This window comes from Alteraurantiacibacter aestuarii (assembly GCF_039523595.1).
GTDB classification, from domain to species: Bacteria; Pseudomonadota; Alphaproteobacteria; order Sphingomonadales; family Sphingomonadaceae; genus Alteraurantiacibacter; species Alteraurantiacibacter aestuarii.
Genome location: NZ_BAAAFP010000001.1, coordinates 74,904 through 98,366, shown reverse-complemented (window position 1 = coordinate 98,366; position 23,463 = coordinate 74,904). Strand labels below are relative to the sequence as shown.

22 protein-coding genes and 1 tRNA gene are annotated in these 23,463 nt (G+C 62.7%); 9 read left to right on the top strand and 14 right to left on the bottom strand.

The genetic code is table 11. The features are described 5' to 3' along the window. The first annotated feature begins 62 nt into the window (after positions 1 to 62). From ABDZ98_RS00440 to ABDZ98_RS00415, 6 genes are all read left to right on the top strand, one after another. Entirely contained in the window at positions 63 to 383 is a 321-nt protein-coding gene (locus ABDZ98_RS00440; RefSeq protein ID WP_160590891.1) for a hypothetical protein, read from the top strand. Further along, positions 380 to 679 (top strand): CtrA inhibitor SciP, encoded by a 300-nt coding sequence (gene sciP, locus ABDZ98_RS00435; RefSeq protein WP_160590893.1) that lies wholly within the window; start codon positions 380 to 382, stop codon positions 677 to 679. The genes ABDZ98_RS00440 and sciP overlap by 4 nt, the downstream gene beginning before the upstream one ends. A gap of 176 nt (positions 680 to 855) precedes the next feature. After that, the gene (locus ABDZ98_RS00430; RefSeq protein ID WP_160591131.1) at positions 856 to 1,122 is read left to right on the top strand and encodes a GlsB/YeaQ/YmgE family stress response membrane protein; all 267 of its coding nucleotides are present in this window, start codon (positions 856 to 858) and stop codon (positions 1,120 to 1,122) included. 263 nt (positions 1,123 to 1,385) lie between these two features. Beyond that, entirely contained in the window at positions 1,386 to 2,582 is a 1,197-nt protein-coding gene (locus ABDZ98_RS00425) for an efflux RND transporter periplasmic adaptor subunit (protein ID WP_160590895.1), read from the top strand. 10 nt (positions 2,583 to 2,592) lie between these two features. After that, a complete protein-coding gene (locus ABDZ98_RS00420) occupies positions 2,593 to 6,036 on the top strand; it encodes an efflux RND transporter permease subunit (RefSeq protein ID WP_160590897.1) in 3,444 nt (1,147 codons plus the stop codon). Positions 6,037 to 6,113: 77 nt separating this feature from the next. Then, positions 6,114 to 7,322 (top strand): DUF445 domain-containing protein, encoded by a 1,209-nt coding sequence (locus tag ABDZ98_RS00415; RefSeq protein ID WP_160591133.1) that lies wholly within the window; start codon positions 6,114 to 6,116, stop codon positions 7,320 to 7,322. 36 nt (positions 7,323 to 7,358) lie between these two features. Here ABDZ98_RS00415 and ABDZ98_RS00410 read toward each other — a convergent pair whose 3' ends face one another. From ABDZ98_RS00410 to sucC, 4 genes are all read right to left on the bottom strand, one after another. Further along, complete coding sequence (locus tag ABDZ98_RS00410; RefSeq protein WP_202385979.1) at positions 7,359 to 8,312, bottom strand: hypothetical protein; 954 nt, start codon at positions 8,310 to 8,312, stop codon at positions 7,359 to 7,361. Between the two features lie 129 nt (positions 8,313 to 8,441). Continuing rightward, positions 8,442 to 9,377, bottom strand: coding sequence for an electron transfer flavoprotein subunit alpha/FixB family protein (locus ABDZ98_RS00405; RefSeq protein ID WP_160590899.1), 936 nt, complete (start codon positions 9,375 to 9,377; stop codon positions 8,442 to 8,444). Next, positions 9,374 to 10,123, bottom strand: coding sequence for an electron transfer flavoprotein subunit beta/FixA family protein (locus tag ABDZ98_RS00400; RefSeq protein ID WP_160590901.1), 750 nt, complete (start codon positions 10,121 to 10,123; stop codon positions 9,374 to 9,376). Before ABDZ98_RS00400 ends, ABDZ98_RS00405 begins: the two co-directional genes overlap by 4 nt. A 321-nt stretch (positions 10,124 to 10,444) precedes the next feature. Continuing rightward, the gene (sucC, locus tag ABDZ98_RS00395) at positions 10,445 to 11,644 is read right to left on the bottom strand and encodes an ADP-forming succinate--CoA ligase subunit beta (RefSeq protein ID WP_160590903.1); all 1,200 of its coding nucleotides are present in this window, start codon (positions 11,642 to 11,644) and stop codon (positions 10,445 to 10,447) included. A gap of 106 nt (positions 11,645 to 11,750) precedes the next feature. Here sucC and ABDZ98_RS00390 point away from each other — a divergent pair, with 106 nt between their 5' ends. Beyond that, the gene (locus tag ABDZ98_RS00390) at positions 11,751 to 12,533 is read left to right on the top strand and encodes a 3'(2'),5'-bisphosphate nucleotidase CysQ (RefSeq protein ID WP_160590905.1); all 783 of its coding nucleotides are present in this window, start codon (positions 11,751 to 11,753) and stop codon (positions 12,531 to 12,533) included. A 53-nt stretch (positions 12,534 to 12,586) separates the two neighbouring features. Here ABDZ98_RS00390 and ABDZ98_RS00385 read toward each other — a convergent pair whose 3' ends face one another. Beyond that, the gene (locus ABDZ98_RS00385; RefSeq protein WP_160590907.1) at positions 12,587 to 13,267 is read right to left on the bottom strand and encodes a YiaD family glycine zipper/OmpA-like lipoprotein; all 681 of its coding nucleotides are present in this window, start codon (positions 13,265 to 13,267) and stop codon (positions 12,587 to 12,589) included. A gap of 147 nt (positions 13,268 to 13,414) precedes the next feature. On the opposite strand from ABDZ98_RS00385, the gene ABDZ98_RS00380 reads away from it, so the two are divergent. Further along, positions 13,415 to 14,707: a hemolysin family protein gene (locus tag ABDZ98_RS00380; RefSeq protein WP_160590908.1), complete on the top strand. Its 1,293-nt coding sequence runs from the start codon at positions 13,415 to 13,417 to the stop codon at positions 14,705 to 14,707. 468 nt (positions 14,708 to 15,175) lie between these two features. On the opposite strand, the gene ABDZ98_RS00375 is transcribed toward ABDZ98_RS00380, so the two are convergent. From ABDZ98_RS00375 to ABDZ98_RS00335, 9 genes are all read right to left on the bottom strand, one after another. Beyond that, on the bottom strand, positions 15,176 to 15,583 hold the full coding sequence (locus ABDZ98_RS00375) for a DUF3035 domain-containing protein (protein WP_160591135.1): 408 nt from the start codon (positions 15,581 to 15,583) through the stop codon (positions 15,176 to 15,178). A gap of 29 nt (positions 15,584 to 15,612) precedes the next feature. Then, positions 15,613 to 16,125 carry a signal peptidase II gene (gene lspA, locus ABDZ98_RS00370; RefSeq protein WP_160590910.1) on the bottom strand — a complete coding sequence of 171 codons (513 nt, stop codon included), beginning with the start codon at positions 16,123 to 16,125 and terminating at the stop codon, positions 15,613 to 15,615. Further along, positions 16,122 to 19,097: an isoleucine--tRNA ligase gene (ileS, locus tag ABDZ98_RS00365; protein WP_160590912.1), complete on the bottom strand. Its 2,976-nt coding sequence runs from the start codon at positions 19,095 to 19,097 to the stop codon at positions 16,122 to 16,124. The genes lspA and ileS overlap by 4 nt, the downstream gene beginning before the upstream one ends. 91 nt (positions 19,098 to 19,188) lie before the next feature. Then, complete coding sequence (locus tag ABDZ98_RS00360) at positions 19,189 to 20,112, bottom strand: bifunctional riboflavin kinase/FAD synthetase (protein ID WP_160590914.1); 924 nt, start codon at positions 20,110 to 20,112, stop codon at positions 19,189 to 19,191. After that, on the bottom strand, positions 20,103 to 20,642 hold the full coding sequence (locus tag ABDZ98_RS00355; protein ID WP_237437443.1) for a dihydrofolate reductase: 540 nt from the start codon (positions 20,640 to 20,642) through the stop codon (positions 20,103 to 20,105). Before ABDZ98_RS00355 ends, ABDZ98_RS00360 begins: the two co-directional genes overlap by 10 nt. A 9-nt stretch (positions 20,643 to 20,651) precedes the next feature. Next, on the bottom strand, positions 20,652 to 21,716 hold the full coding sequence (locus ABDZ98_RS00350) for a 5-(carboxyamino)imidazole ribonucleotide synthase (protein ID WP_160590918.1): 1,065 nt from the start codon (positions 21,714 to 21,716) through the stop codon (positions 20,652 to 20,654). A gap of 12 nt (positions 21,717 to 21,728) precedes the next feature. Continuing rightward, positions 21,729 to 22,214 carry a 5-(carboxyamino)imidazole ribonucleotide mutase gene (gene purE, locus ABDZ98_RS00345; RefSeq protein ID WP_237437444.1) on the bottom strand — a complete coding sequence of 162 codons (486 nt, stop codon included), beginning with the start codon at positions 22,212 to 22,214 and terminating at the stop codon, positions 21,729 to 21,731. Positions 22,215 to 22,220: 6 nt separating this feature from the next. Then, positions 22,221 to 22,907 carry a 2,3-diphosphoglycerate-dependent phosphoglycerate mutase gene (gene gpmA, locus ABDZ98_RS00340; RefSeq protein WP_160590920.1) on the bottom strand — a complete coding sequence of 229 codons (687 nt, stop codon included), beginning with the start codon at positions 22,905 to 22,907 and terminating at the stop codon, positions 22,221 to 22,223. Between the two features lie 98 nt (positions 22,908 to 23,005). Then, entirely contained in the window at positions 23,006 to 23,182 is a 177-nt protein-coding gene (locus ABDZ98_RS00335; protein WP_202385980.1) for a hypothetical protein, read from the bottom strand. Positions 23,183 to 23,365: 183 nt separating this feature from the next. On the opposite strand from ABDZ98_RS00335, the gene ABDZ98_RS00330 reads away from it, so the two are divergent. Continuing rightward, positions 23,366 to 23,440 (top strand) — tRNA-Thr (locus ABDZ98_RS00330). Positions 23,441 to 23,463 lie beyond the last annotated feature (23 nt).

Here is a 23,463-nt window from a genome sequence, read left to right as displayed (position 1 = left end):
GGTAACTTACCGTTAAGTTTGGCTTTACCGCTTCTTGAGAGTTGCCGTTGTAAGGCCGCGTCATGTTTGAAGGAAAACTTCCAAAAGCGCACTTCGCGCCTGATTTTTCACAGCAATCCGCCCGTGCCGGATCGCTGCGTCAAATGACCTGGAGCGATCTGCGCGCCCGGCTGGAGGCGGCGCATGACCTGCACGCGGCCATGGGCCATGCACACGAAGATGGCGTTGCCAGTTTCGATGCCCATCATGCGCGGCACATTGCTGCACTGGCAGATAGCAAACAGCCCGTTAACCCTGATGATTTAGCCATTGGCAAAGAGCTTGGTTGCAGAAGGGTCACATCGTCAGATGATGACACCTGCACCGACCGAGGAAATTCATGATAGAGAACCAGAAAATACGTCCTGCGCAGGTAATTGGCCCACTCGGGGAACCCCTGACCGTGGCCGACTTGCCTTCGCCCAAGACGAAGCGCTGGGTGGTGCGGCGCAAGGCTGAAGTCGTGGCTGCGGTCAATGGCGGCCTGCTGACCATCGACGAAGTGCTCGAACGCTATGGGCTGACGCTGGAAGAATTCGCCAGCTGGCAGCGGGCGGTCGATCGTTCCGGCATGCAGGGCCTGCGCGTCACGCGCATCCAGCACTACCGCGATCTGTATGAGCGTCAGCTGAAATACTGATCGCATTCCTCCACGATGGTGCCAACGGGGCAGCCTGCATCAAATCCTTGGACTCTTGGCTTGCAGGAAGGCATGCTTCCACCCATGCGCGGCGTATGATCGCCGGAACGTCTGGCTATTTGCGGCGTTGAATGATCGCGGGGCTGGACGGCGCTAGCAAGCAGGAGGAGAGTTTTATGGGTTGGATTATCGCAATTATCGTGGGCGGCGTTGCCGGCTGGCTGGCCAGCAAGGTCATGAACCGTGATGCCTCGATGGGCATTATGTGGAATGTCATTGTTGGTATTGTCGGCTCGCTGATCGGCAATCTGCTTGCTGGCCCGCTGCTCGGCATCAACACCTCGATCCAGGAATTCTCGATTATCGGCCTGGTCGTCGCAGTTGTCGGTGCCGTTGTGCTGCTGGGCGTCGTAAACCTCGTCCAGCGGGGCAAAGTTCGCTAATTCGGCGAGTTTGCGGGAGCCCTGAGGGCTTCGACAAAATGTTACAATTCCTACAAAGGGGCCGGAAACGCTGGTTTTCCGGCCCTTTTTGGTTGCGACTTGCAACTCTTGGTCGTGCGCCATCAATCCTTGGCCGAAGGCTGCGTTGCGGTGCACACAGCTTCGGTATATGGCGCTGACCATACGGCAATTGGGCCCTGTCGCCCGCCATTGTGATCCATGGTATGGATCCGGAACGCCGGAAACAGAGGCTGATAGCGCGGATGAATTACGAAACTCGGGTAAATTTGAGCGATGCGTCAGACCATGGCGTGATGGCGGATGGCGATGCGCCGTCCGGTGAAGCAAGCCGCAAACGCCGGATGATTATTGCTGTGGTGGTGGCCGTTGCGGCTATCATCATAGCCGCCCTGATGCTTGTCGGCGGTGAAAGCGAAACCCCGTTCGCGCCCGAACAGGATGGCACCACGCCAGCCGTGACCGTGATCAGCCCCGGCTCCGGCACCTATGCCGGCATGATCAATGTCACCGGCACACTTGCTGCGCGCCGCGAACTTCCTGTGGGTGTTGTGGGCGAAGGCGGCCGCGTTGTTTCCGTTCCGGTAGAAGCGGGCCAGTGGGTGCGTGCCGGACAGGTGCTGGCGGTTATCGACCGTTCCGTCCAGACGCAGCAGACCGCTAGTTCCGCAGCCCAGATCGAAGTGGCCCAGGCCGATGCGAACCTGGCGCAGGCCAACCTGGACCGTGCCACGCAACTGGTGGCGCGCGGCTTCATCAGCCAGGCCGATATCGACCGGCTGACCGCCACAAGGGATGCGGCAGTGGCCCGCGTACGGGTTGCCCAGGCGCAGTTTGGTGAGCGCCAGGCGCGCAATGCCCAGCTCAATATCGTGGCTCCGGCGGCCGGCTTGCTGCTGGAACGCAATGTGGAGCCGGGACAGGTCGTTGGCGCCGGTTCGGGCGTGCTGTTTTCCATCGCGCAGGGCGGACAGATGGAACTGCTGGCCCAGATTGGCGAGACCGAACTCAGCATGATCCCCGTTGGCGCAACGGGCACGGTGGTGCCGGTTGGCACGGACCAGAGCTTCACCTGCCAGGTCTGGCAGAAAAGCCCGGTAATCGATGAGATGACGCGGCAAGGTACAGCCCGCTGCGCCATGCCATATAATGCCGCGCTGCGCCCGGGCGGCTTCGCCTCGATTGAAATCAACAGCGGAGCAGTTGTTGCTCCCCGCCTGCCGGAAAGCGCCATCCTGTCTGACGACAAGGGCAGCTATGTCTATATCGTCGATGCCGATGACAAGGTGGAGCGACGCAATGTCGAACTGGGCATGATCAGCGATGAGGGCATCGTGGTCGCGTCGGGTCTGGATGGCAGCGAACGTATCGTTGCCCGGGCCGGTGGTTTCCTGTCACCCGGCGAAAGCATCCGCCCCGTCCTCGCCTCTTCGGCAGATTGATCATAACGGCATGAATTTCCGGAACATCTCCGCCTGGTCGATCCGCAATCCGATCGTCCCCATCCTGGCCTTCATCGGCCTGATGATGGCCGGCATCGCCTCGTTCCAGGATATGGATATCCAGGATCGTCCGGACATTGAATTCCCGGCTGTTCAGGTCAGAATTTCGCTGCCCGGCGCCGCGCCGCCCGAGATTGAGAACCAGATCACCCAGCGCGTAGAGGCTGCGGTGCAGACGCTCGACGGGATTGAAACCATCCGTTCGACCGCCTCGGAAGGCAGTTCCTTCACGGATATCGAATTCGCCCTTGGCACCGATATCGCCGAAGCGGTGAATGAGGTTAAGAGCGAGATAGACAATATTCGCGGCGAATTGCCTGACGGCATTCTGGAGCCGCGCGTTGCCAAGCAACAGACGTCATCGCAGCCGATCGTCTATTTTGGCGTCACGGCTGACGACATGACGCTGGAGCAGTTGAGCTGGTTCATCGATGACACGATCACCAAGGAACTGCTGACAGTTCCGGGCCTTGCCGAAGTGGGCCGCGGCGGCGGGGTCGATCGGGAAATCCTGGTTATCCTCGATCCGGGCAAGATGCAGGCGCTTGGCGTTACGGCTAGCCAGGTCAACAATGCGCTTCGCCAGCTCAATCTGAATGCTGCGGGCGGCCAGTCCGAAATCGCCGGGTCTCGCCAGTCTGTGCGCGTGCTGGGCAATGCCGATTCTGCCTATGAATTGTCACAGACACAGATCTCGCTGGGTGGCGGGCGCACGGTGAAACTTTCCGATATCGGCAGCGTCAGCGATTCCTTCGGGGAGATCAATTCGCTCGCCAAGATTGACGGCAAGCAGGTTGTCACCTTCTCCATCAGCCGTGCTCGCGGTGAATCCGATGTCCGCGTCTATGACGAGGCAGTCGAGGTTCTTGAGCGGGTTGAGGCGGAGAATCCGGGCATCAAGTTCACCCGCCTGTTTACCGAGGTGGATTACACCCGCGAGCAGTACGAAAGCTCGATGGCGCTGATGGTCGAGGGCGCGTTGCTCGCGGTTGTCGTCGTCTTCCTGTTCCTGCGCGACTGGCGGGCGACCATCATCGCTGCGCTGGCGATTCCGCTGTCGGCCATCCCGACCTTCTATTTCATGGACCTGCTCGGCTTTTCGCTGAACACGCTGTCATTGCTCGCACTCGGATTGGTGGCGGGTGTCCTTGTCGATGACGCCATTGTCGAGATTGAGAATATCGTGCGCCACATGCGCATGGGCAAAAGCGCTTATCAGGCGTCTATCGATGCGGCTGACGAGATTGGCCTGGCGGTTGTGGCGACCACTTTCTGTATTGTCGCCGTGTTCCTGCCGGTTGGCATGATGCCGGGTATTTCGGGCCAGTTCTTCAAGAATTTCGGCCTGACCGTGGTGGCATCCGTGCTGATGTCGCTGGCGGTTGCGCGTATGATCACACCCATGATCGCAGCCTATTTCCTCAAGGCTAAGGGGCAGGCCTCGCACGGCGAAGGCCCGCTGATGGATGCCTATATGAAGGTGCTGCGCTGGTCGATCGACACCACTGCATATCGCGCCATGCGCGAACGGATCGGCAAGACGTCGACCCGCCTGTGGTTCCACCTTGCTGCAATCGTGGTGGGCGGCCTGGTGATTTATGGCATCATGCAATTCATGGGCGGCGGCGGTGATGAAGCGGCGAGCGCGGCGAGCGCGGCTGGCGCAGTGGACGCATCGGAGCAGGGGCGGCAGTGGCCATCCTTCCCGATGATGATGCTTGGCCTTGCCGGTGCCTATGTCATCGGCGGGATCATCAATTTCCTGATCGGCCTGATTGCCGGCCTGTTCGTTGGTTATGAGAGATTCCAGTTCATCGCGCGCTCGCGCTATCTTGCCGCGCGCCTGCTCGATCACCGCATCTGGATGATGCTGCTGGGCTTCGTGTCGCTGGGCATTACCGTGCTGATCGGCGCCAACCTGCCGCAGCAGTTCTTCCCTGACAGTGACAGCGATTTTGCGATGATCCAGGTCTCGATGGTGCCGGGCACCACGCTGGAGCAGACCGACAAGGTCATCCAGGAAATTGCCGACCGGATGGAGCAGGAGCAGGAAGTCGATCTGGCGCTGGGCATCGTCAATGAAGGGTCGGGCATGGTGCGACTGGTGCTGTCTCCGGACCGCGTGCGCTCCAGCATTGATTTCGAACGCGAGATGACGCCCGTCCTGCAGAATATTGCCGATGCGCGGGTGAATTTCCAGAACCAGCAGAATGGCGGCGGCGGCGGAACGGGCCGCGAGATTTCCATCCTCCTGTCAGGTTCCGATCCTGAGCAACTGAACGAAACCGCCAATATCCTGGTCGAACAGATGGCCACGGTGGAAGGTGCGGTTGCGCCGCGTATCGATTATGATCTGCAGCGGCCGGAACTGATCATCACCCCGCGTGAGGATCTGGCCGCCAGCATGGGCGTGACAACGCAGGCGCTCAGCCAGGCGATCCGCATCGCCACACTTGGCGATATTGACCAGAATGCCGCCAAGTTCTCGCTCTCCGATCGCCAGATCCCGATCCGTGTCCGTCTGGCGGAGGATGCGCGACGCGACGTGTCGACCATTCGCAACCTGCCTGTGCCAACCGGAACGGGCGGCTCCGTCCCGCTCAGCCGTGTGGCCGATATCTCCTTCGGCATGGGCCCCGCCTCGATCGAGCGCTACAACCAGAATCGCCGCGTCTTCGTAGGCGTCGATGTGGCTGCCGATTTTGCCCGCGGCACGGTCTACAACTCCATTCAGGCGCTGCCGATCATGCAGAACCTGCCCACGGGCGTGACCGAACAGCCGGTGGGCGCCGATGAATGGCAACAGGATCTGATCGGCGCTTTCATCACTGCCGTGCTGACCGGCTTCCTGCTGGTGTTCTCCGTGCTGGTGCTGCTCTATCGCCGCCTTGTCTCGCCGCTGGTGAACATGGGCTCACTGCTGCTGGCACCGCTTGGCGGGATGATCCTGCTGGCCGCCGTTGGCCAGCCGATCTCCCTGCCGGTCTTCATCGGCATGCTGATGTTGCTGGGCATTGTTGCCAAGAACTCGATCCTGCTGATCGACTTCGCTCTGGAAGAGATGGCGCTGGGCAAATCCAAGCGTGAAGCGATTATGGAGGCGGGCCACAAGCGTGCCCAGCCTATCATCATGACCACGGTGGCCATGACTGCGGGCATGGTGCCCACCGCCCTGTCGCTCACTGGCGACTCGGCCTGGCGCGCGCCCATGGGCACGGTGGTGATCGGCGGCCTGCTGCTGTCCACCGCGCTGACGCTGCTGATCGTGCCGGCCGGCTTCAGCCTGGCGGATGGACTGGAAAAGCGCCTCGGCCCGTGGCTGCGCAACACCTTCCTCACCTTCAAGCCGGGCGATGACCGCTCCGGTTCGACGGAGGCCGCTCCCGCAGAGTGAGGGGGCGTTTTGTGAGCCGCAAACCTCCCTCCATTTTCATGCCAAGGCCCGGCCTTGCCCCGGACCGCGCGCGCCGCATGCGCTATACCGCCACCGGCTTGCTGGTCGCCATGGCCGGCGTGTTCACCCTCGCCCATTTCAATGAAGCGGCCCATCCGGCCTGGGGCTATGTCCTCGCCTTTGCGGAGGCGGCTATGGTCGGCGGATTGGCGGACTGGTTCGCGGTAACCGCCCTGTTCCGCCATCCGCTGGGCATTCCCATCCCGCACACGGCGATCATTCCGGAAAACAAGGATCGCATCGCCGATACGATGGCGGGCTTCCTGCGCGACAATTTCCTCACACCGCTGGTGGTCGCGCGCCGCATGCGGGACATGAACCTGGCCCGGGCTGCCGGTGACTTCCTGATCGAGAGGCGTGAGGGAGAGATCGGCCGCATCCGTGCAGGAGCCGCCGAACTGTTCGTCGACCTGCTCGAATCGCTCGATCCGGAGCGGCTCGGCAAGCAGGTCAGGGCGGGTCTGGCGAAACAGGCGGAGAAGATCGACGTCTCACCCCTGCTCGGCAAGATGCTCGAAACATCGATGGCGGACAATCGCCATCGCCCGCTGATCGATGCGATGATCCGCTGGGCGGGGCTGACGCTGGAAGACAATGAGGAGATGGTGCGCGACATGATCCAGGCGCGCGCCAATGCCCTGCTGCGCTGGACCGGGCTGGACGAAAGGCTCTCCAATTCCGTGCTCGATGGCCTCTATCGCCTGCTGGCGGAGATACTGGTCGATCCGCAGCACCCGCTGCGCGGCAAGGTGGAGGAAGGGCTGGCGAAATTCGCGCAGGACCTGCAACACGATGACGAGATGCGCGCCAAGGTGGAGCGGATCAAGGCCGACATGCTGGCCAATCCGGCGCTGGGCGAATGGTGGATGGGTGTGTGGGAACGCCTGCGCCATGCGCTGATCGAAATGGCCCGCAATCCGCAAAGTGCGATGGCGGGCCAGCTGGGATCAAGCATGCAGGAACTGGGCAAGACGCTGCGTGAGGACCCGGCGCTGCAACTGCAGGTCAATCGCCTTGCCCGGCGCACGCTGGTGGGCGTGGCCCAGCGTTATGGCGAACAGATCGTCCAGCTGGTTTCCGAAACGGTCAAGCGCTGGGATGCGCGCACCATCACCGGGCGGATCGAGAGCGCGGTGGGCCGTGACCTGCAATTCATCCGCATCAATGGCACGCTGGTGGGCGGGCTTGTCGGGGTGACGATCCACGCCCTCACACAGCTGTTCTAGCCAGCAGGCGCGAGGGCGCGGGTCCTCAGGCTGGCGTTACTGGCCGAACGGCCGGTTAAGTCCGAAGACGTAATCCACCATCCAGTAACTCGCCATTGGCTGGCCATCGGCGTCCAGCGCGGGAGTGAAGGAGCCGTTCTCCATGATGCCCTTGCAAATCGCCTCATTCTTGCGCTCTGCCAGCGAAGGCCAGTGCACCGTGCAGCTGGTCGGCTTGCCCTGCGCATCGATCATCACGCGGAAGGGATTGCGGGCACCGCCAAATGCACCGAATTCCTGAAAGCCCACGGTGCCGCGCGGAATCCATTCAAAGGCCTGACCCACAGGTGCAGCGCGGCGCGTCATGGTGCGGTGCTTTTCGTAATCCAGGCCCCAGGTGACCAGCAGATCGTCCATGCAGGTCTGCAACGCTTCCAACGGCGCGCGCAGCGATCCGGTCTGCAGGCTGAACCCGCGCAGCAGGCCTTCATCGAACGCGATACCGTTGATGCCGGCGGCAAATTCCAGCTCGGCGGCGCGATCATAGGGTGGCTGGACGAACGGCGCATCTGCCCCTTGCGCGCCAGCACCTGCTCCCGGCGGCGGACCACCGGGGCCGGGACCGGGGCCACCGGGCCCACCCGGACCACCCGCGCCGAATCCGGCGAAAGGATCGGGACCGATGATGATATTGCCAAAGTTGAAATAGTCGCGCCCGTCCGGTGTTTCGGACTTGATGTACCTCGCCGTCCGCTCACCGCCCGACGGCAGATAGCTGTAGCCGATCTGGTCGGCGGCGCGGAAGGTGCGGATTGAATCGCTGACCAGGATCATCCGAACCGAATTGTCGGCCCGGTTGCGTTCCAGCGCCAGCGCGATCTCATTATCGCCATTCGAATAGATCGATGCGAGCTGACAATAATCATCGCCAAAATCGAGCGACCACGGCCCTGATTGCGTATAGACCAAAGGCGCTTCCTGCGCGGACGCAGTCAGTGGCGCCGTGGCCATTGAAGTTGCCGCCATCAAGGCAGCCAGATTACCGGTTTTCATAGACATCCCTCCCGACCACGAAGCTATTGATAGCGCCGCCAAGGTCAAGCTGGCATTTGTCCATAAGTGTAACGGCAAGCGCCGCCGCTACAGCTTCCCGGTCAGTTCCGGCACTGCCTGGAACAGGTCTGCGACCAGTCCCAGATCGGCAATCTGGAAGATCGGTGCATCGGGGTCCTTGTTGATCGCCACGATCACCTTGGAATCCTTCATGCCCGCCAGATGCTGGATCGCGCCCGATATGCCCACGGCGATATACAGGTCCGGCGCGACGATCTTGCCGGTCTGGCCGACTTGATAATCATTGGAGATATAGCCCGCATCCACTGCCGCGCGGCTGGCACCGATGGCGGCACCAAGCTTGTCTGCCAGCGGAGTGATGATCTGGCTGAATGTCTCGGCATCCTTCAGCGCGCGGCCACCCGATACGATGATCCCGGCGCTGGTCAGTTCGGGGCGTTCGGACCTGGATGCTTCCAGACCCACAAAGCTGGACAGGCCTGCATCGCCCGGTCCCGAAACCGCCTCGACAGTGGCGGAGCCGCCCGTGGCAGCAGCCTTGTCAAAGGTCGTCGTGCGCACGGTGATAACCAGCCTGGCATCGCTGCTCTGTACCGTGGCAACGGCATTGCCGGCATAGATCGGGCGGGTGAAGGTCTTTGGTCCCTCAACCGAAATGATCTCCGACACCTGCATCACGTCGAGCAGGGCGGCCACGCGCGGAGCGATGTTCTTGCCCGTGGTGGTGGCAGGCGCGAGGAAGGCGTCATAGCCATCCATCAGGCCCGCGATCAGCGGCGCGACATTCTCCGCCAGCTGCGCGCCATAGGCGGCATCCTGCGCCACAAGCACCTTCTCCACCCCGGCAATGGCGGCGGCGGCATCGGCGACGCCAGCGGCATCATCGCCGCCAGCCACCAGCACATGCACCGGCCCGCCCAGTGCGGCGGCGGCGGTTACTGTGGCCAGAGTTGCGGCGCTCAATACGCCGCCATCGTGTTCTGCAAGGACCAGCGCGCTCATGCCACGGCTCCCATAGCCTTGAGTTTCGTCACAAGTTCGTCGACCGAGCCGACCACTTCGCCGGCCTGACGCACCGGCGGCTCCTCAACCTTCAGCGTGGTCAGGCGCGGAGTGGTATCGACGCCGTAATCGGCGGGCGATTTCACATCGAGCGGCTTCTTCTTGGCCTTCATGATATTGGGCAGGGAGGCATAGCGCGGCTCATTCAGGCGCAGATCGGTGGTGACCACCGCAGGCAGCGCCAGCTTCACCGTCTCCAGCCCGCCATCGACTTCGCGGGTGACCGACACGTGATCGCCCTCGATCGCTACCAGCGATGCGAAAGTCCCCTGCGGGCGGCCCATCAGCGCGGCCAGCATCTGGCCGGTCTGGTTGCAATCATCGTCAATCGCCTGCTTGCCCATCAGCACCATTCCCGGCGCTTCTTCATCGGCGATGGCTTTCAGGATCCTGGCCACGGCCAGCGGCTCCACCTGATCGTCGGTTTCCACCAGGATCGCCCGGTCGGCGCCCATGGCCAGCGCTGTGCGCAAGGTTTCCTGCGCCTTGGCCGGACCGATGGAGACAGCGACGATCTCGCTCGCGGCGCCCTTTTCCCTCAGCCGGATCGCCTCTTCCACGGCAATCTCGTCAAACGGATTCATGCTCATCTTGATATTGGTCAGGTCCACGCCGCTGCCGTCGGCCTTCACGCGCGGCTTGAGATTGTAATCGATCACCCGTTTCACAGGCACCAGAATCTTCATCGGTCGCCCCTCCTGTGGGCATCGCAAAAGCGCTGTAATATTATTGCGCCGCCTTCGCCTTCCTTGCGCCGCAGGTCAAGAGTGCAAGGTGACAAAGGTGACACCCCGTCACCTTACACGCCTTCACCATGAAACTTCATTAAACCAACAACTTACACCGCATTTCCGTGCCTGGAAGCAGGTGACACCGCGCCGCAGGGGCCGCGCAAGTCATTTGTCCATACGCCCCACATACAAAGAGCCGCGGCCAGTTAGGCGCGCGGCTCTTGTGTAGGAAAGACCCGGCAGCCTGTCAGCGCCGGGTGTTGCTGGCCGAAACTGTCAGGCCGCCTGCTTGACCTCGGCCACGATCTTGCGGGCGGCATCGCCCAGGTCGTTGGCAGAGACGATGGGCAGGCCGGAATTGGCGAGGATATCCTTGCCTTTCTGCACATTGGTGCCTTCCAGGCGGACAACCAGCGGCACGTCCAGGTCCACTTCACGCGCGGCGGCGACGATGCCTTCCGCAATCGTGTCACAGCGCATGATGCCGCCGAAGATATTGACCAGAATGCCTTTTACCGCCGGATCGGACAGGATGATCTTGAAAGCTGCGGTGACCTTTTCCTTGGTCGCGCCGCCGCCCACATCGAGGAAGTTGGCGGGGAATGAACCGTTCAGCTTGATGATATCCATCGTCGCCATGGCCAGGCCTGCGCCATTGACCATGCAGCCGATATCGCCATCCAGCTTGATATAGGCGAGATCGTATTTGCTGGCTTCGACCTCCATCGGATCTTCCTCGGTCTCATCGCGCATCGCTTCCACATCGGGGTGGCGATAGAGCGCGTTCGAGTCGAAGCTCATCTTGGTGTCGAGGACGAGGAGGTTTCCGTCCTTGGTTTCCACCAGCGGATTGATCTCCAGCATGTCGCAATCCAGCGTGGTGAAGGCGGTATAAAGCTGGCTGGACAGCTTCTGCGCCTGCTTGGCCAGATCGCCCGAAAGCTTCAGCGCAAAGGCCACGGCGCGGCCGTGGTGCGGCATGAAGCCGGTGGCGGGATCAATGGTGATGGTGGTGATCAGTTCGGGCGTATCATGCGCCACCGTCTCAATATCCATGCCGCCTTCGGTGGATACGATCATGGCGATCTTGCTGCTGGCCCGGTCGACCAGCATGGAGAGGTAGAATTCCTTCGCAATATCAACGCCATCGGTCACATACAGGCGATTGACCTGCTTGCCCGCGGCACCCGTCTGGATGGTGACCAGCGTGTTGCCCAGCATGTCCTTCGCGTCGGCTTCCACGTCGGCGATGCTCTTGGCCAGCCGCACGCCGCCCTTGGCATCCGGGCCCAGCTCCACGAATTTGCCCTTGCCGCGTCCACCTGCATGGATCTGCGATTTGACCACATAGAGCGGCCCGGGAAGCTTGTTTGCCCCGGCCACGGCTTCTTCCACGCTCATCGCGGCATAGCCGGTGGGGATGCCGATTCCGAACTTCGCGAGCAGTTCCTTGGCCTGGTATTCGTGGATGTTCATTTGTGCTGTGAACCTTTGCCTGTGGGATGGTGCAATGCAATAATCGCTAAAGCATCATCGCGCCGCGCTTGCAATGTGTTCTGGCACATACCAACTGTGCGGCTGCATGATAGACCGCCTACGCCTCAGAGATATCTGCGTTGAAGCAGGCAACATCGCTTTGCGGCAATGGCCGGGCCACGGGCATGAGGTAGAGACGTGGGACAAGGGCGGTGACAGCCCGGTTTGCGCCGCCGACATCGAAGTGGACGGCTTCCTCAAGCAGGAACTGGGGCGCTTGCTGCCCTCTGCCGGGTGGCTTTCGGAAGAGACGGGCGATGATCCCTCGCGGCTCAGCAAGGGGCTGATCTGGTGCGTCGATCCGATCGACGGGACGCGCGATTTCATCCACGGGCGCGATGGCTGGGCGATCTCTGTCGGGCTGGTGAGTTCGGGCAGGCCCTTGATGGGATTGCTGGTCGCCCCTGCGCGCGGAGAGGTGTGGACCGCCACGGCGGGCAAGGGAGCGCGGCTCAACGGGCAGGACCTGGTGGCCAGCAAGCGCGCGACCTTTCCCGGATCGCGCGTGCCGACGCATTCGCTGGCCGAGGAAGACAAGGACCTGACCATGGTCGACCGGCCCAATTCCATCGCCCTGCGCATCGCCATGGTCGCGGATGACCGCGCCGATCTGGTGGCCACCCTGCGCTGGGGCTTTGAATGGGACATCGCCGCCGCCACGCTGATCGCGCGCGAGGCCGGGGCCAAGGTGACGGACGCCTTCGGCCATCCGCTCAACTTCAACAAGCGCGATCCGCGCGCCTTCGGCCTGCTGGTGTGCGCACCCGGCATCCACGATGCCGCCGTCGCAAGACTGGCAGACCGCGCAGCGGAATATTCGGTGGTGTGAAAAGAAAAAGGGCGCCCCGAAGGACGCCCTTTTCCCAAGACAATGCCTGAAACCTAGTAGGCTGCGTTAACGTCAGCCTGCGTTACCGGCGTGATGCGGATTTCCACGCGGCGGTTCTGCGCACGGCCCGATTCGGTGGTGTTGTCTGCCACCGGGTACTGCTCGCCATAACCAATCGATTCGATGCGCGCACGCGATACCCCGCGTGAGACGAGGTAATTGGTGACCGAATCGGCACGGCGGCGCGACAGGTCGAGATTATACTGCTCGCTGCCGGTCGAATCGGTGTGACCCATCACGTCGATCAGCGAATTGGGATAATTGACCAGGCTCTGCGCCACGCCGTCCAGCGTGTTGCGCATGTTCGGGCTGATGGCGGTGGAATCGACGGCAAAGGTCACGTCGGGCAGGTTGACCAGGATGCCATCGCCGCCCGGTGTCTGCGTTACGTCCACGCCCGAGCCGGCGGTTGCCTCTTCCAGCTCGCGAATCTGCTCGTCCATGCGATAGCCGACATAGCCGCCAGCTGCGCCGCCGATGCCTGCGCCCACGATGCGGGCGGTCTTGCCGCCGATCAGGCCACCCAGCAGGTAGCCCAGACCGGCGCCGCCAATGCCGCCGATCGCGGTACGGGAAATCTTCTGCTCACCGGTGTTGGGATCGGTCACACAGGCGGTGACGGTTACCATCGAAAGCGCGGCGAGGCTGGAGACGACTAAGCGAGATCTTTGCATGGAGATTTTCCTCTCAAAATTCTTGTTACGGCCCGAAACTGAATAGACTGATGCCCTCAAAAACGAGCAAGTAGCCTGAGTGTTCCTGAAACCTGCGTGAACATAGTCTTAGACTCAGCCGCACAATCTGCTAGCGCAAGCTTTCTCATGTCACCTTTCCCCTGGTTCGATGTCGCCATTCTGGCCGGGCTGATATTGCTCAACGGCGTTTTCGCCATGTCAGAGCTGGCGATTGTCTCTGCCCGCACCGCACGGCTGCGCATGGCTGCCGATGATGGCAGCGCCGCCGCGAAAGTGGCGCTTTCGCTGGCCGCAGACCCGGGCAAGTTCCTTTCCACCGTACAGATCGGCATCACGCTGATCGGCATTGTCGCCGGTGCCTATTCTGGCACCACGCTGGGCGGCCCTATGGGGGAGCGGCTGGTTTACCTCGGCCTCGATCCGGAGCTGGCGGACGATTTCGGCTTTGTGCTGGTGATCGTGATGACCACCTATTTCAGCCTTGTCGTGGGAGAGCTGGTGCCCAAGCAGGTGGCCCTGCGCGCGGCCATGCCCATCGCGCTGGTCATGGCCCGGCCGATGGCGCTGCTGGCGCGCATCGCGGCGCCGTTTGTGTGGCTGCTCGATACCTCCTCCAGCCTGATGCTGCGCATCATGGGTGTGCGTAAAGGGGGCGAACACGGGCTGACGGCGGAGGAGATCCACATGATCTTCAGCGATGCCACCAGCACCGGCGTGATCGAGGAGCAGGAGCGCGCGATCCTTTCGGGCATCATGCGGCTGAATGAAAAGCCCGTGCGTGAACTGATGACCCCGCGCACCCAGCTCGACTGGATCGATGCGGAGGCCGATGTGCCGGAGATGATGAAGGTCATTGCCGAAACCCCGCATTCGCTGCTGCCCGTGGCGGAAGGTTCGCCGGACAAGGTGCTGGGCGTGATCAAGGTGCGCGAAGTGCTGGCCCTGATGGTGGCGGGCGGCGAGGTGAACATCCACGCGCTGGTGCGCAAGGCCGAAGTCGTGCCCGATCAGCTGGATGCGATGGACGCGCTGCGCGTGCTCCAGCAATCGGGCGTGGGCATGGCCATGGTGCACGATGAATACGGCCATCTGGACGGCATCGTGACCCCGGCAGACCTGCTGACGGCGATTGCCGGCAGTTTTGCCAGCCACCAGGACGAAGGCGATGAGCCGATGGTGGTGGAGCGCGACGATGGCACGTTGCTGGTGTCCGGCAACATGCCCGCCGATGCGCTGGCGGAAAAGCTCGCCATAGACCTGCCCGAACAACGCGAATTCGCCACCGCCGCAGGCTTCGTGCTGTATTTCCTCAAGAAGCTTCCGCTCGAAGGCGAAAGCTTCGTGGAACAGGGCTGGCGCTTCGAAGTCATCGACATGGATGGCCGCAAGATCGATAAATTGCTGGTGAGTAGAATCTGAGGTTGGAAGATTCGCGGGGGTGATTGGTTTCCGCGCGAGTAAGTTTGTTCTGCGCACGCGCATCCGCGCGCGCGGCTTTTTTGAGCCTCAGACGCCGGCGGGGCCATCNGTGAGTAGAATCTGAGGTTGGAAGATTCGCGGGGGTGATTGGTTTCCGCGCGAGTAAGTTTGTTCTGCGCACGCGCATCCGCGCGCGCGGCTTTTTTGAGCCTCAGGCGCCGGCGGGGCCATACGGCCCCTTAGGCTTTCCTCGCGCCTTCGGCGCTGCGGGCGCGCGTTCGCGCTTGCGGGTTGCTGGACGCAGCCCGAACCATTCCCAGATCTTCACTGGAGTGCGCTGGCTCGGTCCGCGACCAGCGGACCGCAAGGCCAAAGGCCGCCCGCAGGTGCCCCGCAGCGAAGCGGAGGGATCAGCGCCGAGGACGCGCGCCCGGATGGGCGTGCGAAAAACAAAACCCTACGCTTAAATCAGGAAGGTATTACTGCCCGTGCGGCCTGGCCGTCACCTTCGGGTGCGGCGATGATGGCGCGGGTGGTGGCGCCCTTGTCGACCGTATAGGTGCCCGGATCGCCCACGGTGGAGCGAATCGCGATTTCGGCTTCTCCGGCACGATCGAGAGCGGATGTTTCCACCGCGCTGCGCTGGGCAGCGGGGAACAGCGCTTCGAGAGCCTGCTGCGCTGCAGTTCCTTCCACCGGACGCGGAGCGCCGGGGGCGGGGGGAACCAGTTCGAAATCTGGCGGGATCACCAGCGGCGCCTGGCGCTGCACGGCGAATTCGTCTGGCCGTTCACGGCTGGCGATCAGGCCGCTGCTGCAGGCCGAAAGCATGGCCGCAGTGCCGATTGCGAGAGTGATACGGGTGAAATTGCGCATGTAATCTGTCTCCGCGGGTGAATGTCCGCTCAAATTTCTTCCTGCTCTGTGGCCGGTTTCTCGCGCATGAACAAGGCGCGGGCAAGGAGAATCACCACTCCGATGGTGATTGCCGCATCTGCCAGGTTGAAAATCAGGAAGGGGCGAAAGCTGCCAATGTGGAAATCGGCAAAATCGACGACGTAGCCGAAGCGATAGCGATCGACGATATTGCCCAGCGCCCCGCCCAGGATCAGCGCCAGCGCGCTGATATCCCACATCTTGCGCTCGCGCAGCATCCACACCAGCACCACCAGTGCGATGATGCTGGTCATCACCACCAGCCCCCAGCGCATTTCCATGCTGTTCGCCGGCAACATGCCGAGCGACACACCATAATTATTGGTGCGGGTGAAATCGAAGAACGGCAGCAGGCCGTAATGATCGCCCACCTGCCGCAGACCCAGCACTTCGACCACGAAATGCTTGAGCCACTGGTCGGCGGCAAACAGAACAAGCGCCATGCCCACCCCGATCATGCGCATGCGCTTAAGGTCGGTCATGCCGACGCATCCAGTTCGGTCACCACGTCCTCGCACCGCTGGCACAGATCGCCATCCTCGGTGACTTCGGGCAGCAGGCGCCAGCAGCGGCCGCATTTGGCATCGCCGCTCTTGCTCACCGCCACCACGTCACCATCGCCGCGCGTCACCGCGCCGGTGATGAACAGTTCGGCCAAATCGCTTTCGGTAAAGCCTGCAGGCACGGCGCTGGCAGGCACGCTGACTTCGGCCTCAAGCCCGGAACGGATGGTCTTTTCGCGGCGGAAAGGCTCGATCGCTTCGGTTACGCGTTCACGCAAGGCGCGCAGATCGTCCCACCGCCGGTGGTCTGCCGATGCGGCGGGAACTTCCGGCCATTCGAGCAGATGCACGCTGTCGGCATCGGGGAAGCGCGTGCCCCACACCTCTTCGCTGGTGAACACCAGCACCGGCGCGGCATAGCGGACCAGCGCGTGGAACAGCGTGTCGAACACGGTGCGCGCGGCGCGGCGGCGCAGATCGCCTGCGCCATCGCAATAGAGGCTGTCCTTGCGGATATCGAAATAGAAGGCCGAAAGGTCCTCATTGCAGAAATCCACCAGCGTGCGGACATAGGTGTTGAAGTCGAAATCATCGACCGCCTTGCGCATGGTGGCATCCAGATCGCCCAGCAGGCTGAGCATGTAGCGCTCCAGCTCCGGCATCTGGTCCACCGGCAGCGCTTCGGCCTGCGCATCGTAATCGGCCAGGGCGCCCAGCAGATAGCGGAAGGTGTTGCGCAATTTGCGGTACTGGTCGGCCACGCCCTTGAGGATTTCCGGCCCGATGCGGTGATCTTCGGTGAAATCGACGCTCAGCGCCCACAGGCGGATGATATCCGCGCCATAATCGCGCATCGTGTCCAGCGGGCTGATGGTGTTGCCCTTGGACTTGGACATCTTCTCGCCCTTGGCATCCATGGTGAAGCCGTGGGTGAGCACCGCCTTGTAGGGCGCGCGGCCGCGCGTGGCGCAGCTTTCCAGCAGGCTGGACTGGAACCAGCCGCGGTGCTGGTCGCTGCCTTCCAGATACAGGTCCGCGGGGGATTGCAGGTCCGGCCAGCGCGCACTTTCCAGCACGAAGGCGTGGGTGCAGCCAGAATCGAACCACACGTCGAGAATGTCGGTGATGCGCTCGTAGTCGTCGACATCGTATTCGTTGCCGAGCAGCGCCTGCGCCGCCTCGTCACTCCACGCATCCACGCCCTTGGCGCGCACGGCTTCGATGATGCGGGCGTTGACCTGCGGATCGCACAGATATTCGCCGGTCTTGCGGTTCACGAACAGAGTGATCGGCACGCCCCAGGCGCGCTGGCGGGACAGCACCCAGTCCGGGCGGCCTTCGACCATCGAGCTGATGCGGTTGCGGCCCTTTTCCGGCACGAAACGGGTGGCCGCAATCGCCTTCATCGCGGTTTCGCGCAGCGTGGCGGTCTTGCCCGCATGAGTGGCCAGCGCCACCGCCCCGCCGATGGCGCCCAGCGGCGCCACTTCAAAGTCGAAGGGCGCAACAGGTTTGTCCATCGGCACGAACCATTGCGGCGTGCAGCGGAAGATGACCTTGGCCTTGGACCGCCAGCTATGTGGATAACTATGTGGATAATCTGCGGAGGCCGAGAGCAAAGCTCCCGCTTCCTTGAGGTCTGTGCAAATCGGACCATCGGGGGCGTTGAACTTGGGGTTGATGACCGAACCCTGACCGCCCAGCCACAACCAGTCCTCGCGGTACTTGCCGTCACCTTGCACCGCGAACACCGGATTTATGCCGTGGGCCTTGCACAGATCGAAATCGTCTTCGCCGTGATCGGGCGCCATATGGACAAGGCCGGTGCCGCTGTCGGTGGTGACAAAGTCGCCGGGCAGCATCGGACGCGGCTCGGCATAGAACCCGCCGAGATGGTGCATCGGGTGGCGGCAGATGGTTCCGGCTAGGTCTGCGCCTTTGAACGGCCGAAGCAAAACTGGTTCAAGGGAAATTCGGACAGAATTACCTAATGTCTGTTGTCTCGTGGATAACTGATAAGCCACCCGTTCCAAGTGGCTCTCGGCTAAAGCTGTCGCTGCGACAAAGGTGAGATCGCCAAGCAGATTCTGAATTGCATCCAGACCTTGCTGTAGATCGTCGCTCTCACTCGAAGCTTGGACATGAGGCCTGTATCCAAACAGGCCGTACTCAACCTCCGGCCCATAAGCCAAGGCCTGGTTCACCGGGATCGTCCACGGCGTCGTCGTCCAGATCACCGCATGCGCGCCGACCAGTTCCTTGATCGGGCTTTCGACAATCTCGAACGCCACGTCGATCTGGGTCGAGACGATGTCCTCATACTCGACCTCAGCCTCGGCCAGCGCGGTCTTTTCAACCGGGCTCCACATGACCGGCTTGGCGCCGCGATAGATCTGGCCGCTCTGGGCGAATTTGAGCAATTCGGTGACGATGCCCGCTTCGCTTTCGAACTGCATGGTCAGATAGGGATTGTCCCAGTCTGCCAGCGTGCCCAGGCGCTTGAGCTGTTCGCGCTGCACATCCACCCAATGCTGCGCATATTCGCGGCATTCGGCGCGGAATTCTTCCGCCGGAACCTCATCCTTGTTGAGCTTCTTCTTGCGGTATTTTTCCTCCACCTTCCATTCGATCGGCAGGCCGTGGCAATCCCAGCCCGGAACGTAGGGCGAATCCTTGCCCAGCAGGGTCTGCGTGCGCACCACCATGTCCTTCAGCACATGGTTCAGCGCATGGCCGATATGCATGTCGCCATTGGCATAGGGGGGGCCATCGTGGAGGATGAACTTCTCACGCCCCGCGCGGGCCTTGCGCACCTGCTGGTACAGGTCCGCCGATTGCCAGCGTTCGAGAATGCCCGGTTCCTTCTGCGGAAGGCCGGCTTTCATCGGGAAATCGGTTTTCGGCAGGAAGACCGTGTCCCGGTAATCCCGCTTGGGTGTGGTGTCGCTCATATGCGGGCGCGCTTAGGCGGAAACGCGGTTTGCGGCAACAGGAGAGCGCACGCCCGGTTCCTTCACCGCCGCATCACCGGTGCCCGAACGGTCATGCCAGCAGGTCCCGCGCCTCATCACAATCGTGCGCCATTTGCGCCATCAGATCGTCCAGATTGGCAAACTTTGCCTCCGGCCTCAGGAAGTGACACAGCGCCACCTCGATTTCCTGCCCGTAGAGATCGCCGCTGAAATCGAAGAAATGCGGTTCCAGCAGTTCCTTGGGCGGATCGAACATCGGGCGCACGCCGACATTGGCCGCGCCGTGCAGTTGCTGACCCGTGGCGAGCACGCGGCCGGTCACCGCATAAATGCCAAAGCGCGGGCGCAGGTAGCTGCCAAGGTCCATGTTGGCGGTGGGGTATCCGATTTCGCGGCCGCGCTTGTCCCCGTGCTGCACCACTGCGCGCAGGGCGAAGGGGCGGGTCAGCAATCTGGCCGCCACATCGCATTCCCCGGCTTTCAGCGCATCGCGAATGCGGCTGGAGGAGACGACCTGCCCGCCCGATTTGACCGGGCCAACCTGCCGCGCCTCTATGCCGCAGGTCGCGCCCACATCGCGCAATACGCCCACGTTGCCGCTGCGGGCCTTGCCGAAGGTGAAATCCTCGCCCGTCACCACCCCTGCCGCACCAATGTGCCCGGCCAGCAGTGTGGCCACGAAATCGCGCGCATCCATTGCCGCCAGTTCATCATCGAACTGGAACACCAACATGGCATCGGCCCCGGCGGCGGCGAACAATTCCTCGCGCTGATTCAGGCTGGTGAGGCGGAATGGCGGCACATGCGGCGCGAAATGGCGCACCGGATGCGGATCGAATGTGGCGACGATGGCGGGCCGCCCCTCGGCGCGCGCCCAGTCCACCGCTTCTGCCACCACCTTCTGGTGTCCCAGGTGGAAGCCGTCAAAATTGCCCAGCGCCACGATCGCGCCGCGCAAGGCTTCGGGGATCGGATCGCGATGGGTCAGCCGCATGGACCGCGCTGGCTTTCGGGGCGCAGGTAGGTGACGAAATCATAGGGCGGCCAATTGTCGCTGGCGGGATGCCGCGCGCGCGCGGTTTCCACCCATTCAACGGGCGAGAGCGCATCCATGAACACGTCGCCCTGCGTATCCTCATGCACTTCGGTGATTTCCCAGCGGGAGGCGAGGTCTGCCATCAGCGTGAATATCTCGCCCCCGCCGATGACCGAGAAATCGCCCGGTCCGGCAAGCTCCAGCGCCTGTTCCATGCTGTTGGCTGTGAGCGCCCCCTCGGCCTTCCAGTCAGGATCGCGGGTGAGCACGATATGCGCGCGGCCGGGCAGCAGGCCGGGCAGGCTGTCAAAGGTCTTGCGGCCCATCACCATCGGCATGCCGGTGCCACTGCGGCCCATCGTCAGCCTCTTGAAGCGCTTCAGGTCCTCGCTGATCGCCCACGGCACGTCGCCATCTCTGGCGATGCAGCCATTGGTCGCGCGTGCGACGATGAACAGGACTTCGCGGTCCGCCGCCTGGTCCATCATCCTGCCCTTTCAGCCGACACGCGTGACATGGCCCATCTTGCGCCCCGCGCGTGCCTCTGCCTTGCCATACAGGTGCAGATGCGCCCTGGGGTCGGACAAATGGCCGACCACGTCCAGCGCCTGTGCGCCGATCAGATTATCCATGCTGATGGTGGCGGCAACGCTGGCGGTATCGCCCAGCGGCAGGCCGCAGATCGCGCGCACGTGGTTTTCAAACTGGCTGGTGACCGCGCCCTCGATTGTCCAGTGGCCGGAATTGTGCACGCGCGGGGCCATTTCATTGAACACCGGGCCGACCGACGTGGCGAAGAATTCCATCGTCATCACGCCTACGTAATCCAGCGCCTCGGCGGCCTTCTGGGCCAGCTCGCGCGCGTCATCGATCTGCGCGGCGACGATATCGGGCGCGGGCAGTTCGCAATGCGCCAGAATGCCATTGTCATGCACGTTGCGGGTGGAATCCCAGAACCGCACCTCGCCCGTGCGGCTGCGCACCAGGATGACCGAGAATTCGCACTCGAAATGGACCAGACCTTCATAGACCAGCCCGCTTTCGGGCACGCGCACGCCGGCGCCATCGGCGGGTGAGGCGATCTTCCACTGGCCCTTGCCGTCATAGCCATCGCGCCGTGTCTTCATGATGCCCGGTGCGCCGACCCTGGCGATGCCGTCGGCCATCTCGTTATCATGATCGATGGCGGCATAGGGTGCAGGCTTGCCGCCCAACTGCTCGACAAAGCGCTTTTCGCGATAGCGATCCTGCGCCACTTCCAGCGCCAGAGTGCCGGGTGCCAGCAGGCCGCCGGACAGCGCCGACAGCGGGGCCACCGGCACATTCTCGAATTCATAGGTGACCACGTCGCAGGCCTGCGCAAAGTCCTGCATCGCTTCGCGGTCATGCCAGGCGGCACTGGTGAAGCGGGCGGAGACTTCGGCGGCCACGCTGTCCTTCTCCGGCGCATAGATGTGCACGCGGTAGCCAAGCTGGGCGGCGGCCATGGAGATCATCCGGCCAAGCTGTCCGCCGCCGAGAATCCCGATTGTCGCACCTGCGGGGAGGGCGGTGAAGCTCATGTGTGCTGTGCCCTATTTGTCCGAAGGAGTCTCGGCCACGGTGCCGGTCTGCGCCGCGCGCCAGTCCTGCAGCCGCCGGGCCAGCGCATCATCGGAAAGCGCCAGAATGGAGGCGGCGAGCAGGCCGGCATTGGTTGCCCCTGCCTCGCCAATCGCCAGCGTGCCGGTGGGAATGCCCGCGGGCATCTGCACGATCGAAAGCAGGCTATCGAGACCCGACAGCGCGCGCGACTGGATCGGCACGCCCAGCACGGGCAGGTGGGTCAGCGCGGCAATCATGCCCGGCAGATGCGCCGCGCCGCCTGCGCCGGCGATAATCACCTTGAAGCCATCATCCGCCGCGCCCTTGCCAAAGGCGTGCAGCCTGTCCGGCGTGCGGTGGGCGGAAACGATCCGGTCATCATGCTCCACGCCAAGCTGGTCCAGCACCCTGGCGGCGCATTTCATGGTCGGCCAGTCAGACTGGCTGCCCATTACGATTGCAACTGGCGGGGACATGGTCTGTTACCGATCCTTCAAGTAATGCCGTTCACCCGGCTGCATGGCGTCATCGAAGTCGTAGACGATTGGCTGGCCGGTGGGAATCTCCAGCCCGGTGATTTCATCATCTGAAATTCCCGACAGGTGCTTCACCAATGCGCGCAGAGAATTGCCATGCGCGGAAACCAGCACCGTCTCGCCGCTGGCCAGCACCGGCAGGATTTCCTCCTGCCAATAGGGCAGCACGCGCTCGATCGTCAGCTTCAGGCTTTCGGTGGCGGGGATATCGATCCCGGCATAGCGGAAATCGCCCGACAGATCGAATTGCCCGCCCGCTTCCAGCGGCGGCGGCGGAACGTCAAAGCTGCGGCGCCAGATCAGCACCTGCTCATCGCCGTGCTTCTCCGCCGTTTCGGCCTTGTTGAGGCCGGTCAGCCCGCCATAGTGCCGTTCATTCAGGCGCCAGTCCTTGGTTTCGGGAATCCACAGCCGCCCGCAGGCTTCCAGCGCCAGATGCAGCGTCTTGATCGCGCGCAGCTGCACGGAAGTGTAGGAGCGCGTGGGCAGCAGGCCCTTTTCGGCCAGCAACGCGCCCGCCGCAATGGCCTCGGCCACGCCCTGCTCGGTCAGGTCCACATCCCACCAGCCGGTGAAGCGGTTTTCCAGGTTCCACTGGCTCTGGCCGTGGCGCACAAGGATCAGGGTCGGCACGTATCGGGCTCCTTCATAGGGGAGCGCCACCCGTTAGCTTTTCGATTCGCAATTGGGAAGGGGCAGGCGGCCCCAGGCCAACCCGAAGCCATCGGGCATCACGGGGTCTTGTCGTCTGCTCCAGAGTCCCCGGTGCGGGTCCCGGCACTATCCCCGGCACTATCGAGCGCCTTCGCCTGCGCCTTGCGGCGGCGCAGATTCTCTCGCAGCTTGGCGGCAAGGCGCTCTTCGCGCGTCGGAGTTTTGCGCGGGGACGTTTTTTCGGTGCCGGTCATGGGCGCACCCTTGCCGCCAAAGCGGCCATGTCTCAAGAGTGCGTCTCAAGAGTGCGTCTCAAGAGTGCGTCTCAAGGGTGCGTCTCAAGTGGCAGCATGCAAACCCGCCTTGACTTTCACTGCCCCCGCGACAATAGCGCGCGCCTGCCTCCGAAGACGGAGTTTTCGCAGGCGAAATGGCATGCTGCTGTAGCTCAGTGGTAGAGCGCACCCTTGGTAAGGGTGAGGTCGAGAGTTCAATTCTCTCTAGCAGCACCATTTCCCCCACTCCTCCCGCATTG